The following is a 17305-nucleotide window of genomic DNA, read 5'->3' on the forward strand; positions in this document are numbered from 1 at the left end:
TCCCCTTATCGAATGTATTGCTGCATTGCCCCCGCCATGCCTGCGTGCTCCTGACAGAAGTCATCCCATTCCCCATTTTTCTTCATATGCTGGATGCTAGCCCTTAGCAAATCAGCCCAGGATGTCTTGCCATCGACAAACGCCGCATCACCAAAATAGCAAGTGATTGGCGTTTCACCACGGCGCCCCCTACCGGCCAGCTGCGCCAGGTCGACTAGAATGTTCATGATCGTGAAATGGCGGATGTTCTCCGGCTGGCTGGAGAAATTGGGCAAGGCGAATCGAATGGCATTGAGATTACGGTAAGCCAGTGACCTGGACGCAACCATGGCCTCACCAGGCGTCCTGTAGAAACCCAAGCTTTTACTGTTGTCATACGTCACATGCCCCAAGGTGTCAGCAGAATTGTCAGAGGGCGGAAGCGGCCGAACGCACACGATGATGGCGCCGATGGCGGAACGACCGTTGGGATGAACAATGTTATGGCCACGTGCAATCGGAGACAGCGAGCTCACCAGAAAGCGCTTGTCCTTATGCTCTCCGGTCAGTAAATCAGGTAGTTCATGATGAAACATGGCGCAATCTGCCGGCATTTCCGTTGCTCGGGCAGCAGCACTCTTGCCCCGAATCCATAGCACCTGCTCACCTAGGCGCCCCAAGTCCTCTGATGGCTCTTGCTTGCTGAATGCATGGCGCAGCGCTATCGCAAGTACCTCGGCATCTGAGTCGCTGTTTGTTATCAGGACAAAACGGCCCCGGGTTGGGTCTTCCTTCATTTGAGCCTGCATCATTGGCGGCAAACACAAGGCAAGCTCTTCGGCCAGATCCCTCACCTTGCGTTTTCGCATCCTGGGTCGACTACCGGATATCTGAGCTGTCGTTGGCAGGTTGCAGAAAGAAATCTGTCCCGCGGCATCAGGAACATCGATGAGGTCGGTCGCAGGCAGGTCATAACGGCTCGCACCCGGAAAGTGCGCGGTGGCTGAAAGCCCGATGAAAACGCGCTGTGCGTTTGAAAAAGCCAGGGAAGTGAGGTTGGGTAGAAACTGCAGAGTGGCGTGTGGGTCACCCTTGAGCGTTTCCACATGCAGGGTTGCTGGGCCATGATCCCCAGCCTGGTATTTGAAACCGCAGATAGGGTGCTGGAGCGGCCCGTTACGAACAAGCGTTATTGGGGGAGTTCCCTCCAAGGCATTCTCCACCTCGCGCGCATTTGGCACGTCAGCCCAAAGCAAATCTCGCATGTGGCGGTGGAGTATCGCTATCTGCTCCTGGACAAGGCCCAATGCCCCGCGCAGGATCAGCGCAGCCTTCATATCTCCCGATTTGGTTCCCGCTTTGCGAATGTGCCCCGCGTCAGAAAGTCGTTTGAGGATATTGGTCAGTTGACGGATTACGTCTGCCGGAGCTCGGGCTTCCTTGATGCCCCAGTAGGTCAGATTGTCATGCAAGTCATGCAACTCTTTCGGTACTGACCGATCGTTCAGGCGGTATAGGGCTTCAAGCATGTCAGGGTCGACTTGGAGCGTATGCTGCAACATCTTGTCCTCGGACTGAGGCCATCGCATGCCATGGCTAGGCCACCGAAAATGCTTTTCGTCACATAGGTCGAGGATTTCATCCGGGGTTTGCGCAGTGAACGTCAGCGCCCACTTCAAGACGTTGAACTTGCTCTGTTTCATGCCTTGGATACCGGGACGACTATCAATCTCCGTCCGCAGGCGAGCAAGTGCCGTGTCGTGACGTTTTCCTCCCAGTTCCAGGGACGTGGTGCAGTTCTTGATCGTACGGCTAAGCAGCCCATCGATCTCATCCACCAGGAAAATTGATTTCGTCCGAAGCAAAAGCTCCAGGTAGCTGCGTCTTGTGCCTAGACGGTCACTGTCCTCGAGCGGAATGCTGGTCGAGGCCGCAAGGAGTGCATCGTGATTCACGACCACGATGTCAGCTTTCAGTGCGCCGGCAAGCATCGACGTCTTCCCACACTTGAAGAGGAACGGGCAGTGGGCAATTTTCGAGATGCGCTCTTTGTCCTGACCTGTCGACTCCACTAAGCGAAGTCCAAAGCAAGGCTCCCGGGAGGAGGGGATCGGTACGCTATCGGTGGCGTACCCCTGTAGTAGACAAATATGCTCATAGGGTGGTGATTGGCCACCTGTATCGAACTGCCGTGCAGCAATCTCAGCCAGGCGACGCTCGCCGTGCAGAGGCGCCACGGTCAGGTGTGGAGCGACAGCACTGAGCGAGTTTTTCAACTCGGCGGTCAATCCCTCGACCTCTAGCAGACCAGGCACCACCAGCACTACGGACTCCCCTCGGCGAGCAGCATCAATGGCCATCATGACCATCAATACGGTTTTGCCAGAGCCAGTAGGCGCATTAACCCGATAAAAGATGCCCGCGGCAGCCTCCATGCTGCGCTCGCGTCGTAAGAGGTTCTGTAAGCTCTTCAGATGACTGCCGTGTAAGCGAGGCGAAGCATCCAGTTGCTCAGCGATTTCTTTGAGCGCCGAGTAACTCCAGTGAGCCGAGTGAGCTTCCGGTCGGACAGGGATCGGCAGTGTTTGATCAGGTGCCGGTAAGGCTGAAAGGTCAGCTTGATCAAACGAATAGTACTGATAGCGCTCGCCAAACTTGGCCCGCAGGTCAAAGCCTCTATCGATAGGTATTTTCTTGCGAACAGGAGGTTGGTACCGGCGAACAATGTGCAGGTAATCTTGAATCAGATCGCTGGCGTCCAAGACTTCAGCCAGCTGGTAGCGGTGATCAAAAGTGAGGCTGACCAAGTCAGGCTCATCGACGAGCAAGAAGTAACAGTGAGGCTGCAGCATCAGGCTCTGGGCGGTGTACAGAAAGATCCACGGCTCTGTAATTTCGGGATGCACGAAGCGCAGCGCAACAGCCAAGGACTGCCGCTCCTCCCTCGTGAGACCATGAAGCCCTCCCCAGTGAGCCAATTGGCCTGAAGCCAGCGCCGCCGCATCTGCAATGGTCGGTGTTTTACTCACATCGCGGCATGCGATGGCCAAAAAGAGGATGCAGCCGGCCTCGACACGATCACGCTCGGCGCTTGAGTTCATTGAGGCAACTGCTGTAGGTGTGGATGTATGGCCCCAAACGCTCTCTCAGTGCTGACAGAGATCGAGTCTGGTAGTCGGGAATGACAATCCAACGATTTGGCCCACGACTGGCAGGCTGCAGGTGTGCTTCAAGGGCTTCGGGGTAGCGCCACACCTTGGCGTCCAGATCCAGGGGCAAGCCACCGACCTCGATGCGCACGTCCGCCTCATCGACATCCGGCCACAGTATGGGAAGAAAGCCCATCGCGCGCAGGCCCCTGGCGAGCTGAATTTCCAGCAATCCCGGTAGCAAGGTGAACTTCCAGTAAGCATCTTGCAGCACCAAGGTTTCATCGCTGACCACCTGCCCCTTCAGAGTATTGCCATCCAACCGATTGATGACCTGGCGGCGGTGCAGGTCGAAGATGCTTCCGGCGTGCTCGCACCACTGCGAGGGGCAGGCTATGTGGGACTGCGTGATCGTCATTGGCCAGTGGCAGGAAGGGCACAGGTACATTTTGCCGGCGAGCACTTCATGGCGTTCCGGTTGCCGGTACAGGTCTTCCACGGAAAGGTCGAGAGGCTGAAACAACACGCGAAGTGGGTGGCGGGTTGTCTTGCCGTTCAGTACCAAGAACTCCCGGAAGCTTCGGTACAGCTCATCACCCGCAGGGATGGCCTTACAAATGTCCCTCACACGCCGAATCAGTTGCTGGGTCTGCTCGTACTGCTCCCGGGCATTAAACTCCAGCAACAGCTCTGTGCACGTGCGGGTAGGGACATTGGAGGGAGCGAGGAGAACACCGGTGAGCTCCCCACGAATTTCATCCGGCAACCATGTTTCAAGAGGGTGGCGAAAATTGGCTTCCAGCTCTTGTGCCGTCATCACGACATGGTCTGGGTGCAGGCGGTGTAAGTGGGCGCTGGCCTGCCTGAGCAGCTCGAATCCCTCAACACGGTTGCGCGCGCACTTGGACGCCGCGTCGGCAAGCCGCCACAGGAGATTTCTCCGGTACGCTTCTCTATCCAAGTGGTGATGCTCCTGTAATCCCAGGAGTCGCTAGCGCCCCGCTAATCGCTTGGGCGAAGACATTTGTACCCGCGACGATTGGGGCCTGTCGTTCAATACTGGCTCATTCATTCGTTTTTGCCAGATATTGAGGCCTTGGGGCGCAATGACGGCAGGCACACGGTAGCCCACCTTATCGCCCTTGCGGAGTCAGCGTTCCAGGACGTCACTCATGCTTCATGAGCAGGGCTTGCTCCAGCGCAACGGCTAGCGCTTCCAAGGCATCGGCCAGACGGGAATCTTCGCGGGCGTCTCCGCTCGAAGGAACAAACTCCTGGCAGTGGCGCAGCAGCGCGTCGCGATCGTTGTGGTTCAGATCCAATTGAATGTGCATGTTCATGGTTTCCGATAGGGTTGAGGTGCAACTGGCGTCCTGGCGCTCAAGCGCGCTTTCGCAGAATATTGCGGGCCGAATGAATGCCATGAGGGCAGGGGATTGAAGGTTGAACAGGAGACGCAGGTGTGGGTTTGCGCCGCTGCGTTTTATCGCGAGGCTCTCACGTCGATAGTGACTGATGCAGTGACCAACTACCGCCGGAAACCCGGCCTGGACAGCTTGACTCGCATCTACGAGCAAGACGTGGGAGCCATCGCCTTCGCAGTACTTGAGCGAGCCCTGCCTCATGCGAATGTGCCACGCACGGATAGCAGTTACATACCCGTCCGGCAGCAATTGCGGCTTCACGTGAGTTACCACGTGCTCAAACGCCTTGTCGATGACCAAGCCGTGCCCCCTGAACTCAGGGACATCCTGTTCTCAATTGAGCTTGGGCTTTAACTCCAAAGCGGTGGTTCCTACTACTCAGCGAAGCACAGTTCGGCTTGAGAGGCGCTGCTGGCAACTTTGTGCCGGCGGGAAAGAGCAGGACTTGTCACGCGTATATCTGGAAGCGACGAGACGCCAAGGCTCTTGAGCACGCCCTTGGTTTCGAGGTCTGCAACGTCAGCTTTGAGCCGCTGCACGAGGGCATCAACAGGTTGGTCGCTATCCAGGCTCAACGTCAATGTGAACAGAGTCAGAGGACTCACCCCCATCGATTCACTGATGGCTATCATCTTGTCGACCGTTGGGCTTGAAAGCCCATGCTCCAGCTTCAGCATGTAGCCACGGCTGCTAGCACCCGCCATGTTCTTATGCGTGAGCCCGCGGCTGAGGCGAATGGCTTTCAGTACAGTGGCGAATCCTGTTTTGAGCGACATTAATGCTCCTGGCCAAGGAGAGGTGGAAGGGCCCACGCACATCAGTTGCGGCAGAAAGACCCGACGTAGAGCATCAGAGCGTACCACAGCCACTCTTGCCTCCGACCAAGCAGAGGGATCACAGGTGTTCAACGCTGAGACCCGGCTCCCCCCTGAGCAGGCGACACGCCCGTGCCTGGCAGATGGCAATTGCAGAGCTTTCCACTGGTTTAATCTAGGATTTCAGTGCTTTTTTCTGTATTTAAACTATTTTCCTGCATACACCCTTGAAAAATTTTTCGCGAGACGGAGTTCTATATTTGACAAGAAAAAAGCGAGTGATGTGCAAGCGCAAGTGATCTGCCAGGATCACAGACGGTTTTGCCGGTTCGTTTTTTGCTTTTGACGGTTTCCAGATTTGTCCTCTGTTGTCTGGCTTGCACTTGCATAGCCCCGTAGGGGCTGAGGGGGATCGCCTTCTTCGCAGCCTTTGGCTGCGCTTACGCTTTGAATACAAACAAAAACGCCAAAATTTCAAAAAAACACCTGCAGTGATTTTCCAGCTGATCATCGGTGAACAATCACCAAATGATGTGCCTTGCCTCCCCGTCGCAATGCATTCAGCATCTTTGTCACGGAATCAAGTCAATCGCTCGCACATAATCGAACTCCACGATGGTATGGTTGACCAGCTCGGCAAGCAGGCAAATACCACCCTGAGTCGATATCGTCGAGAAGCCAAACGCCTCGACCTCTGGAGAGGTGGCTGCCCAAAGAAGGGTGAGCTTCTCCACTGCTATCTGATTCGATAAATCCCCTGGCGGTACTCGATTCAGGTAGGCCCGAAGCCCGCATTTCAAGGATGCTCTCGAGGAATAATGGTAGGAGCCTAGGAAAAAGGGGCCATCGCCTATGGTGGTATCCAACCGTACCACCGGCTTTAGGTACAACTCCTGGATTTCCCGATGCTCCAAAGTTCGATTACAGAGTGCAAGCCCCCGCTGGACGTACTGTTTGACAAGCCTGCTCTTGCCCGCTAGGGCGTCCTCTTTTGTGTCGTAGCGCTCGACAGCCTGAAATACTGGTCTGATCCCCTGAGCCAGAAGCGCTGCGATTCTGGCAGAGATGCCATTGCGTTTGCGGCCTGCAGCTCCCAGATGACGATGTACGCTGCGCTCAAGGTTTTTTGTTTCGCCAACGTAGAGGGGCTCGTTGGTTTCAGGATTGCAGATGGTAAAAACTACATGCGTCCCAGAGGCCATGCCGTCCAATGATGCTTGGGAAGCCTCTCCGGTCGGGGCTGGCCCAACATCATTCGTGTCAAAATGGTAAACGGGTGAGGGGTATCGACAGTCCTGGGGGACGTTTCGGCGATACCACTCAACGGCCAGTTCCAAGGTCGCATACGATTTGTATTTTGAGTTGCTGACACCCTGGGTTGCTGGCGCCGCTCCACCTTCCCACGTATTGAAAATGCCGTCGGGATTTCCGGACACTACTGCGTAATAGCGGACTCTCTTAGCCATCCATGCGTGCCTTGTGCTGACGAATAGCGCAGTCTATCTCAACCTTGCCGACGTCGATCTGCGGAGCTGCGCTACGGCACGCCAAGCTCTGCCAGATCGTGGCTGAAAATCTATTCAGCAGGACTCTCCTGCACACGCGCGTCGGAATATCGGCTGGTGTATTGGAGCAGAATGCTGAGCTTTTCCCCACGCACACGGTCTGGGGAGTTGAAGTGCTTCTCCTGGTAGTCGGACGTGCCAAATACTCGAAAATGCTCATCAGGTAGCAGTAAGGGCGCGTAGACGAAATCCTTACGTTGACCACACTCTTCAGGCAGCGGGATCACAAGCTGGTACTGGAAATTCCCGTACTGGCATATGAATTGGTACCGGTATGCCGAGTCTTTGAACGCCTCCTTCACCTTGGCAACGATGCACATGATCTTGTTCGGATTGACGCCTCCGCTAATCCCCCACTCGATGATCGGCACCGACCCACTCAAGCCAGGCTTGTGATCCTTGCTCAGAAGCCAGGGCTTCAGGTAATTGAATTGGCGATGGTCATCATCTGGCATCATGGCCAATGCCATTTTGATGAGCATCTTGTGAATGGCGGTCGGGTAGTAGGGTTGACGCATCAAGGGGACCCCCGGTGTCAGGATAGTTGTCGCCTCACCAGACTTACCTGAAACCATACCCCGGGGGCGGCAAGAGAGCCGTTGTGCCGTACTATTCCTCTGAGCGCAAAACCGAACTGCTCAAGATGCTGGGCCCTCCACTCAACCTGACGATGGCCGAAGTCGCCAGGCGCGAGGGCGTTACTGAAATGTCGCTGTATACCTGGCGCAAACGAGCCAGTGCCGAAGGATGTGTGGTGGTGACCGATCCCAAACACCCGACCGAGAGTTGGTCGGCAGAAATGAAATTCGCGGCTGTCGCCGAATGTGCCAGCTTGTCCGAGATTGAACTGGGTGAATACTGCCGCCGCAAAGGCTTATATCCCGAGCAGATTGCTGCCTGGCGGCAAGCCTTCCTGAGTGGGATGGCCTCTCAAAAAGCGCAGCCCAAGGTCGATCGGGAGCAGGCCCGCCAAGATCAGAAACGCATCAAGCAGCTTGAGCGCGAACTGCGCCGCAAGGATAAGGCGCTGGCTGAAACAGCCGCGTTACTGGTGCTGCGAAAAAAGCTCAACGACTACTGGGGAGTAGACGACGAGGACAATTGACCGCTCTGCCGGAACGGCAACTGCTAGTGGCGTGGCTGACAGAAGCGATCAATGCCGGCGCTCGAAAATCGGTGGCGTGCCAAGAAGTTGGATTGACGCTCAGAACGTTGCAGCGCTGGACTGAAACCCAGGAAATACTGGCGGATGCTCGCACTACCACCGCTCGTGCAGCCCCGGCCAATGCGCTGGACGAGCATGAACGGAAAGTAATTCTCAACCTGTGCAACAGCGCCGAATATGCTCACTTGCCACCCAGCCAGATCGTGCCGAGGCTGGCCGATAGGCAGATCTACGTAGGCTCGGAGTCAACGTTCTATCGTGTGCTTCGAGCTGCCGGGCAGAGGCAGCACCGAGGACGCGCTCAGCGCCCTGGACGTAATGCCGAGCCAACAACGCATGCGGCTCATGCGCCGAATCGTGTGTGGTCGTGGGATATCACGTACCTGCCGTCTTCGGTGCGTGGAAAGTACTACTACCTGTACCTGATCGAGGATATTTACAGCCGCAAGAGCGTCGGCTGGGAGGTGCATGAGGATGAGGACGGCGCCAAGGCCGCAGTGTTGCTGCAAAGGAGCGTGATCAGCGAACAATGCCTGAGAGAGCCCTTGGTACTGCACTCGGACAACGGCGCGCCAATGAAGTCGACCACTTTGCTGAGCAAGATGTATGAGTTAGGCATTACGCCATCGAGGGGCAGGCCGCGTGTCAGCAATGACAATCCGTATTCGGAGGCTCTTTTTAGAACGCTGAAGTACTGTCCGCAATGGCCGGCCAAGGGTTTCGAGACCCTGGATGCTGCAAGATGTTGGGTGCGTGATTTTATCCGTTGGTACAACCACGAACACCGGCACAGCCGGATCCGCTTCGTCACACCGGCAGAGCGTCATCGTGGTCAGGATAGGCAAATCCTTGCCCTGCGCCATGAGCTGTATGAGCAGGCTCGATGCAGGAATCCAGAGCGATGGTCAGGACGCACCCGTAACTGGGAGCCAATTGGGACGGTGCTGTTGAACCCTGATCGGGATCAACAGCACGAGAAGCAAGCTGCATAGCTGGATGGTTGACGCGACAACTACCTTGAAAAACGCCGCTATATGAGCATTTAGGTAAATATTGGCTGCTTTACGGTTTGGGCCGACGGTTCAGGCCTGGCGAGGGCTCTAGCACCGCCGGGCTTTCAGGGCGGAGCCTTTTGCTTTTTGCTGGTTGAATGATTTTGGAGTGCGTTGAAGGCACTGATGGCGCCGATTCGAGGCAGCCGCTGAGCGTCAGAATTTTTCCACTCATTTCGTTGAATGATCAGGCCGAATCAGGGCGTTCGGTGTTCTGAGGCGCCCGGAATACAGGGGCTTGAGGGTGTTGGAGGGGGACTTTCCACTCAAAACGCGATTGGCGCAGCAACGGGTTTTGTGAAAATCTCAACGGGGGTTAGTGGAAACGGACAACAGCAGAAGCACAAGCGGTAGAAACATTATTTAACAAGTGGGCGATGTCAGATGTTCATAAGCAGTTCCCGAGTCTGAGATTACAGGCTAAATACTCTACAGATTAAGGCAACTGTTCATAGATTGGTGTTCATAGATTCAGTTTCCCCGCGGTCCTCAGTTGTCTCACCCCCGACCTCTAACCGTCCCAGTCCAAAATGTAATGGATAATTGTTTTCAAAAAAAACTGAATCGCCCCTGGTTTTCTAGACACTCTCCAAGCTCAGGAAATAGCGTTTCTCATACTCTACTGGAGACAGCTGCATAGCACTGCTGTGTCGGCGTTTAGGGTTATAGAACATCTCGATGTAATCGAAAATATCACTTCGGGCTTCTTCACGGGTTGTGTAGATCTTTCGTCGGATTCGCTCTCGCTTCAAAAGCTGGAAAAAGCTCTCGGCTACAGCATTGTCGTGGCAGTTTCCCCGCCGGCTCATGCTGCTGATTACATTGTTGGCCTTCAAAAAGCTTTTCCAATCCGAGCTACTGAACTGACTGCCTTGATCTGAGTGAATCATAACTTGCTGCTGAGGCTTGCGTCGCCAAACAGCCATCAACATCGCGTCGATAGCCAGGTCGCTGCACATCCTTGGCTTCATTGACCAACCAATTACTTGGCGTGAGAACAGATCCAGCACTACCGCGAGGTAGAGCCACCCTTCATAGGTGCGGATGTAAGTGATATCTGTCACCCAGACCTTGTTCGGCTCACTTACCTTGAACTGCCGCGCGAGGTGGTTGGGCGAGGCCACTGTTGGTTTTCCACCATAGAACCCTGGACGCCGCCGATAGCCCGTTTGAGAACGCAGCCCCTCCGCCTGCATCAAGCGCCTGACTCGATTTCGGCCGCATTCCTCTCCCAGCTCACGCAGGTCATCGTGAATTTTGCGGTAGCCGTATACACCTCCGCTTTCCAGCCAAGCGTGTTTGATCAAGCCAAGCAGACGTTGATCTTCTTTTGCTCGGGCAGATTGAGGCTCGGCCAGCCAGGCGTAATAGCCGCTGGGGTGCACCTTGAGGGTTTGGCAAAGGCGCCGCACCGGGTAATCAGTCGAGTGCTTCTTGATGAAGGCGTACTTCAGCCGCACTCCTTGGCAAAGTACGCGGCGGCCTTTTTTAAGATGTCTCGCTCTTCCGTCACGCGCTTGAGTTCAGCGCGTAGCTTGCGCAGTTCGGCCTGCTGATCGTCGTCTTGCTGACGCTGCTCTTGGGGCTTGCTGTAGACCTTGATCCAGGCGTAAAGACTGTGCACGGACATGCCCAGGCGCTGGGCGACATCGGCGACAGGTTTGCCTTTCTCGGTCACTTGCTTGACCGCTTCGATCTTGAATTCTTCGGGGTAACGCTGACGACTCATGGCACCTCCTATTTGGGCCTCATTATGAGGCTTGGAGGTGTCTACGAAACCAGGGGCGATTCAAACATGCTTTGGGATCTGGTTGGAAATCGGGTAGAACCTGACAGGCTCAGAATTGAACAGTGTGGTTTGTCCCGGAGGTCATTGCTCATGCAACCTTCTAATAGCCTCAGTTGTAATGCTCGGAGGTCTCTAGGGACGCGGGAGTCGGTTCACAGCCCTTGAAGCCAGTAGGGGTTTACATCTGTAGTGGTCAACCATTCCCGGACACGGAATTGAGTTTTTCCTCAGCAACCGTCGGCGGCACAGAACCGTTGTACTGATGTGGCCGTGTCCAGTTATATCGCTGCATGAGTGCCTGATCCTTGAGCTTTATGATCTGCGCATGCCAGATCACCGCAGCAGCGATTTCCGGACGTATAACCTTGGAGGGACGGGCGGGAATCTTGTGTGCGGCAAGCCAGTAGAGGCAATGTCGCCTTGCAGGTCATCCAGGCTTGCTGAGGTGTTTGATCATGCTCTGCAACATACCAATAACACCGTGCCTGTGAGGTTCCCGAGAGTCAATTCGAGCGAAATCAAGGTTGGACACAGTAGGACCAGCGCTGACGCCTGATCGCACCATTCAGCGGGAGAGGAGAAGCACAGGCGAAAAAGGCTGGCGCAATGCCATCCCCAGGCTATAGGCTTATGCCCGCACTACACTCTCGGAAGAAAGGCATGACTCAGACCTGCACTGAGATTCGTCGACAGCTCTGGTACTTGGGGAACCTTGCAGTGGGGCAGGGTTATGAGAATCATCCACGCGATGGAGCACCTTTACGCCGCCTAGCGGAGAAAGTCGGTATTCTGAGTGAAAGCTTCGTCAGGTCCACGGGCACCAAGCACATCACTGCCCAGCAGTACCTGATGCCGTTCCCAGTCATATTTGACGTTATTCTGACCAAGGCATCGCAGAGCGCGCCCGATAGAAGCTGGAGTTTAATATTCCCAGGAATGCACTGACATCCCTTTTCAGGTGCACAGTGTATGAACCATCGCATGCGTCATGAATAAATTTCGATATTCAATGCAGCATGACAGTGAGCAGGAAGCCGTAGATGTCACAGGGCAACATCATTATCGCGGGCGTTAATCCGAGGGAGGCGAACCTCAAGCGAAAACTCCGTGAACACTTGCATACTCTGGGCTTCACCAGAACTGATGAGGGTGCCTTGCGAGCGCCCGGCAATGACAAGGATGCGATCCGGGTGTTGCATGGAGCTCAACGGGAGGAGCGCCTCATCGCCAGCAGCAACTTTGTAGCTCGAGCGGGTGCGAAACTGATGCAATATTTCGCCTCAGGTACCGAGGTGATTCCCAAGAAAATTTCCCCTGCCCTGGAGCGGGTTTCGTCGGGCACCTGGCAGAGCGACTTATTCCGTCTGGCATCGCTTTCGTGGTCCGTCCCGGTGTCCAGCGGCTTCGGCAGGCGGTTGCGCTATCTGGTGTGGGATCAATCCAATGGCAAGCTAATGGGCATCATTGCCGTGGGTGATCCAGTGTTTAACCTAGGTGTGCGGGACAAATTCATCGGCTGGAACTCGCATGATCGAGGCGCGCGCTTAGTCAACATCATGGATGCCTACGTCCTCGGAGCGCTCCCTCCTTACAACTCCTTGCTCTGCGGCAAACTGATCGCTTGCCTGCTTCGAAGTCGTGATCTTTACAACGACTTCGCCCATGCCTACGGAGCCACCACGGGCATAATCTCTCAGGAGGAGAAGCGGGCGCGCCTGATGGCCGTCATCACCACGTCTTCGATGGGCCGTTCCTCGGTATACAACCGTCTAAAAATCAATGGCACAGAGTACCTTAAATCAATCGGCTACACCGGCGGCTGGGGACACTTCCATATTCCTGATTGGTTGTTCCTGGAACTGCGTGACTATCTGCGCCACATTGATCACACCTATGCTGATCATCACGCGTACGGCCAAGGGCCGAATTGGCGATTGCGCACCACCCGCGCAGCCCTGAAGGCGCTGGGTTTCAAGGATGACCTGATGCGTCACGGCATCCAACGCGAAGTCTTTATCTGCCAACTGGCAACCAATGCGACGAAGATCCTACAAACAGGCAAGGGTAAGCCGGATATCCGGTCTCTTCAGACAGTGAAGCAAATCGCAGATCAGGCGCTGGATCGCTGGGTGATCCAACGGGCCGCTAACGTCCCCGATTACCGGCGGTGGCGGTCATCGGACCTAATTTCTTTGTTTGGTAGCCAAGCACAATTGCTGCGCCCCGAGTTCCAGTTGAATAACGAGAAGGCGAAAGCTTTCGGACACTAAGGGATGCAAGGAGGCAGGCCTTGGATTACGCCGTCAATACGTTAACAAACCAGGTTGAGTCAGCAGAGCAGGCCACACGCAAGGGACGTTATGTGTGCCCGATCTGTCGCGCAAAGGTATTACATCGGGCTGGGATCAAGCAGAAAAAGTGCTTTGCTCATTGGCCAGGTTTCGGCTCGGCACAGTGCGATAATTTTGTGCCAGGCCTGCACGGTCAGCATGGAGCCGGGCTCGCATTGTCGGCGCGGCCCATGCGTAGTATGGAACTACGGCTGAAAATTGAGAGAGGGAGAAACCGCGCTGCCTGGTATCTGGAACTAACACTACCGTCTTGTCGGCCCTGCGACGCGAGTTTCACCCTGGACGTAGGCAATGGGATTCTTCAAGAGATTGACATGCGCGGAATGCCGAACGGCCGCCGCGTGACTGCGGAACTTTCGCAAGAGAGTTTTCGCATCGTGTCGTTCCAAGGCACCCCCGATCGGCATTTTACCGATGGTGTAGAGCGCACCTGTCACGGATTGCCCACCTTCGGGGCCGCAGTATTTACGGCCTTGGCAGGGGACAGAACGCCGGGCTTTCCCAGAGCCCAGGAGCTCAGAACGGACGGTAGCTACGCTCTGTTGTGGAAGGCACCGGAGAACCTGAATTTTCCAGAGGAACTGGTTCCTGATAAATTTCACAGTCGTGAGGGTTGGAACCTAGCTCTTATTACGGTGCCCACGTCACCTTCCGATGCCTGTGCAGAATGGCTGGAGTCCTTGACCGGCTTGACCATCAATGGGGCCGTGCCAAGTATTTCAATCGCTTGGCCGTTCTTGACCCAGAGTTCCAGTTTAAATTCCGCCGAATGCGTTGCCTCGACCGCAATCATCCTCACAGCCCGAGGAATGCCGGTAGGGCAGACCGCTAACGGGCCAACCATGTTACTGCTGAGCGGGCAGAATCGGCTTTCGGCAACAGGAGTGGATCGAGATCCGGCACTATTTGCCTTGATACCTGACAGCCGTCAGCAGTTCCACGTGGCCAACGCTGGTACGTCGGAGATTGAAAAATACGTATCGACGACCTTCAACGTCGACGCTGCGATCGATTTGCCTGGGGTGGAGGTGGCTTTCACTAACACCGCCGGCGTGCGCTTGGTCGTGCCCTTCGAAGGAGCCCGATGCAAGGAATGTATCGCCTTGGCCAGGCTCAATCAGATGAGACTGGAATACCTGTCAATACCTCCTGGTGCGTCGGGCTCTGTTTACCTCGAACGCGCTGCCACTGGCCTCAAGTACGAGCTGGCAGCAAGTGATCTGAGCGCGCCTCACAACCAGCATCAGCGCTTGTTTACGCCAGAACTACAAGCGATCGTTATTGACGGTTTGATTGATGCTGCATGCCACGTCGACCTCGACCTAGGCGGCTTCGGCAGGCTGCGTTTACGTGGTAGCGCACAGTGCCCGTCGGACATCGCTGTGCCATGTCTCGGGCCATCTATACGCTTGCGGCTGCGCAGCTTTATGACGCAATTGCAGTGCTCTGCGCCGGCCCACATTGACGCCGACGATGTCCAGTTGGTTTACGCGTTCGGCGCCCTCCAACCACAACCTCCGCTAATTCCGCATTACCGTGCCTTGATCAAGGACGTTATCGCCTGCGGTTTTGAGGTCAAATCTTCAGGAAAAAGTGTCTCGCCATGAGTTACTACTACAGCCAGGAGGCCAGAGTTCGGATCTCGGCGTTCGACCAGCAGTCCCTTACCGAGTTTATTGAGGAAGTACCGCATAGCTATCGAAAATCCTGCTATGACCGGATGACCGCCATTGACGGTTTTCGCAGCGGGACACCCACTGACTTCAAAGCCAAGCAAAAGCGACTCATCAGTCATCTATTGCATCCACTGGGTGGCCAGAAGAGTGAAGCCGATTGGAAGGCCTTCGCCAACTTCTGGGTAGAGTGGGCGAGAAATCATCTGCACAAAGATTTCCCCGCAGGTGACAAATTGCCGCCCGCTAATGATGCGGGCCCGCTTTTTCTGGCGAAGCTCGTTGAACGTTTCCCGGATGCCCCACGCGAGACGGTAGAGCGCTTGATCGCGTTTAGTGGGTTCGCTGACCACGCCGACACTCAGACAGAACTGAGCAAATTCCGCACTGCGGCCATAGTGGCGCGTGATCGACTGTTTGAAGCCTTGCCGGATCGCGTCGGCACTCTAGAGGACAGCGTTGAGAGCCTTGAAGCGACAGATGATGCTTTTGTCGAACAGCTCAATGCACTGCGCTTGAAGGATGACAACCTAGCTGGAGAACTGCGTGACATCAGGGAGCGCGCCACTGAGTCGACGCGCGACCTCGCCGAACTTCGCGCACTGACAGAACGCCTCCTTGCCGCGGATGAGCAGTTGGTATCGACCGTCCGCGCATTGGAAGAGAACGCCATGCGCGCCGGTGCTTCCGACGAAGCAGCCCAAGACGACATCCGTTCCTTGAGCGAAGCAGTGAAGGTGCTGTCTGAGCGGTCAGGTGCTTGGGATGAGATGACGGCACACCTCAGTGCGATCGAAAACCGGCTAAAGCCTATCACTGCACGCGAAACGGCTTGGGTAGAGACCACAGAAGCTGTAGCGCGGCTGTCAGAACGCCTGGAAACTTTGCAAAGTAGCGTTGGTACAGTAAGGAGCGAGTCACCCCCTACGTCGCAGGTTCGTCTGTTTGAAGCAGAGCCTCAGGGGCCACTTGTCGAGATCCTAAGCGTGGAGACTGCGTGCGATTTGATCTCCACCAACCTACAAGCATGCGGTTTCGTCAAAGGGACAGCACTGACCGTTGCACGTCAAATCATAGCCGCGCTTGCCGCCGGTCAGTTGATCCAATTTACCGGGTCGTTGGCGGACGTGGTCGCTGACGCACTGGCTGCGGCCGTGGGTGGATCAAGCTACCACGAGTGGCGCATCCCTGTCGGCCTTGTCTCGGATGAGGCAGCGGCGGAATGCCTGGAAATAGTGGGAGAGACCTCAGGCTGCCTAGCCCTGAAAGGCGCAAATCGCTCCGCCTTTGAAGTCTATGGCTCAGCCATTCGCGAGGTGATTACCCGCCGTCAACTAGCGATGTCCGTCTACCCCCGACTTGCGCTGGTCGCCTCGTGGGCCCAGGGACCCGCAGCATTTCCAGGCGGTGGCACACTTGCCGAACTCGGCCCGGTTTTTGATACCGATGTGCTTCCCATGCGTGGCGTAACTTCCCGATTGATCAATGTGAAGTATGGTCATCTCGCGCAAGAGTCATGGGACCAACTTGAGGGCTTCGACAGCGGCATGTCCGGTGCTCTCGTGGCGGAGTTGGAGGAACTGCTGAAAGAGGCGGGCTTTCAGCCGGGCAACCTTTGGAGAAGATGCGCCGAACGAGCCTATCTGCGCTTACGGACTGCTGCAGGAAGCAGCGAGGAAGGGGACCTGTATGCTCTTTTAACGGCATGGGCACTGCCTTGGGCAAAGAGTACAGGCGGTCCGGTCGACGATTTAGCCCGCCTGGCAGAGCAGGTCATGGCTCAACACCAGGCTGAAACTTCGCATCTCGAGGGGGCCTAGATGAGATGGCAAGCACTGTCCCGGCACGAGGCACAAAGCATCTTGGCCAATGGCCTAAGTTGCACCACCCAAGGCGAAGGTCTGCGGATCGCCGCTATCGCGGAATGTCTCCGTGCTGCCTGCTTCCTACGCGCGATGCCTACCGAAAATCGGGGCGCGTGGACACCTGTGGCTTCACTCAGCCTGACCAGCCTGACCCGAAAACATCTTGGGCCAATTTGGCCAGGGATGCTGGATGACACGGAGGCCAAACCTGGCGTACTGAGCATTCTCGACAGCCTAGAGCAGATCGGCGATTTGGTTCGGGTTGAAAAAGGATGGTTGCCTCCTCCTCCACGAGCGATCAGGTCTCAGGACGGCTACGCGGTCGTACTGGGTGGCGGACCCTCACCGCGTTTCCCGCGAAGCGTTAAGGCTAGGGCACTCGGGCGAGTGCGGGTGATACCGACGTCACTCTGTGCGGGATGGCTGGATATGGGCGACCCGAGTGACTGGATCGGTGCGCCTCTTGAGGGATTGGCAA

Annotated in this window: 11 protein-coding genes; 4 read left to right on the forward strand and 7 right to left on the reverse strand. The window is 55.9% G+C overall.

The features are described from left to right. Positions 1 to 5: 5 nt before the first annotated feature. The 6 genes from IEC33019_RS08010 to IEC33019_RS08035 form a co-directional block, all read right to left on the reverse strand. A complete protein-coding gene (locus tag IEC33019_RS08010; protein ID WP_070094550.1) occupies positions 6 to 3080 on the reverse strand; it encodes a hypothetical protein in 3075 nt (1024 codons plus the stop codon). Then, positions 3058 to 4089 (reverse strand): hypothetical protein, encoded by a 1032-nt coding sequence (locus tag IEC33019_RS08015; protein ID WP_070094551.1) that lies wholly within the window; start codon positions 4087 to 4089, stop codon positions 3058 to 3060. Before IEC33019_RS08015 ends, IEC33019_RS08010 begins: the two co-directional genes overlap by 23 nt. 205 nt (positions 4090 to 4294) lie before the next feature. Beyond that, positions 4295 to 4852, reverse strand: a complete 558-nt coding sequence (locus IEC33019_RS27320) for a hypothetical protein (RefSeq protein WP_139139921.1) — start codon at positions 4850 to 4852, stop codon at positions 4295 to 4297. A gap of 74 nt (positions 4853 to 4926) precedes the next feature. Then, positions 4927 to 5328, reverse strand: a complete 402-nt coding sequence (locus tag IEC33019_RS08025) for a helix-turn-helix domain-containing protein (RefSeq protein ID WP_054912707.1) — start codon at positions 5326 to 5328, stop codon at positions 4927 to 4929. Positions 5329 to 5939: 611 nt separating this feature from the next. Then, positions 5940 to 6833, reverse strand: a complete 894-nt coding sequence (locus IEC33019_RS08030) for a ribonuclease H1 domain-containing protein (protein ID WP_070094552.1) — start codon at positions 6831 to 6833, stop codon at positions 5940 to 5942. Positions 6834 to 6943: 110 nt separating this feature from the next. Beyond that, entirely contained in the window at positions 6944 to 7450 is a 507-nt protein-coding gene (locus IEC33019_RS08035) for a hypothetical protein (protein ID WP_170831818.1), read from the reverse strand. 83 nt (positions 7451 to 7533) lie between these two features. Between IEC33019_RS08035 and IEC33019_RS08040 the strand changes: the two genes are divergently transcribed. Next, a protein-coding gene (locus IEC33019_RS08040; protein WP_099593264.1) for an IS3 family transposase occupies positions 7534 to 9089 on the forward strand; the annotation gives its coding sequence in 2 pieces (ribosomal slippage) (positions 7534 to 7999 and positions 7999 to 9089; 1557 coding nt in all). Positions 9090 to 9727: 638 nt separating this feature from the next. Here IEC33019_RS08040 and IEC33019_RS08045 read toward each other — a convergent pair. Further along, positions 9728 to 10878, reverse strand: a protein-coding gene (locus IEC33019_RS08045; RefSeq protein ID WP_087535084.1) for an IS3 family transposase whose coding sequence is annotated in 2 segments (ribosomal slippage) — positions 9728 to 10644 and positions 10644 to 10878 — 1152 coding nt in all. Because the reading frame shifts where the segments join, the coding sequence is not laid out codon by codon here. 1100 nt (positions 10879 to 11978) lie between these two features. Between IEC33019_RS08045 and IEC33019_RS08055 the strand changes: the two genes are divergently transcribed. Genes IEC33019_RS08055 through IEC33019_RS08065 form a run of 3 tightly spaced genes read left to right on the forward strand, consistent with a single transcriptional unit; the run spans position 11979 to position 16782 of the window. Then, the gene (locus tag IEC33019_RS08055; protein ID WP_023535636.1) at positions 11979 to 13208 is read left to right on the forward strand and encodes a Druantia anti-phage system protein DruA; all 1230 of its coding nucleotides are present in this window, start codon (positions 11979 to 11981) and stop codon (positions 13206 to 13208) included. Positions 13209 to 13228: 20 nt separating this feature from the next. Beyond that, entirely contained in the window at positions 13229 to 14896 is a 1668-nt protein-coding gene (locus IEC33019_RS08060) for a hypothetical protein (RefSeq protein WP_157765878.1), read from the forward strand. After that, complete coding sequence (locus tag IEC33019_RS08065; protein ID WP_099593271.1) at positions 14893 to 16782, forward strand: hypothetical protein; 1890 nt, start codon at positions 14893 to 14895, stop codon at positions 16780 to 16782. Before IEC33019_RS08060 ends, IEC33019_RS08065 begins: the two co-directional genes overlap by 4 nt. Positions 16783 to 17305 lie beyond the last annotated feature (523 nt).

Source organism: Pseudomonas putida (genome assembly GCF_002741075.1).
Lineage (GTDB): Bacteria > Pseudomonadota > Gammaproteobacteria > Pseudomonadales > Pseudomonadaceae > Aquipseudomonas > Aquipseudomonas putida_T.

What these genes read in the sequence shown, in the direction of transcription:
- IEC33019_RS08010 (WP_070094550.1), bottom strand. Translation starts at nt 3,080, where the DNA reads ATGAACTCAAGCGCCGAGCGTGATCGTGTCGAGGCCGGCTGCATCCTC.
- IEC33019_RS08025 (WP_054912707.1), bottom strand. Translation starts at nt 5,328, where the DNA reads ATGTCGCTCAAAACAGGATTCGCCACTGTACTGAAAGCCATTCGCCTC.
- IEC33019_RS08030 (WP_070094552.1), bottom strand. Translation starts at nt 6,833, where the DNA reads ATGGCTAAGAGAGTCCGCTATTACGCAGTAGTGTCCGGAAATCCCGAC.
- IEC33019_RS08035 (WP_170831818.1), bottom strand. Translation starts at nt 7,450, where the DNA reads ATGCGTCAACCCTACTACCCGACCGCCATTCACAAGATGCTCATCAAA.
- IEC33019_RS08055 (WP_023535636.1), top strand. Translation starts at nt 11,979, where the DNA reads ATGTCACAGGGCAACATCATTATCGCGGGCGTTAATCCGAGGGAGGCG.
- IEC33019_RS08065 (WP_099593271.1), top strand. Translation starts at nt 14,893, where the DNA reads ATGAGTTACTACTACAGCCAGGAGGCCAGAGTTCGGATCTCGGCGTTC.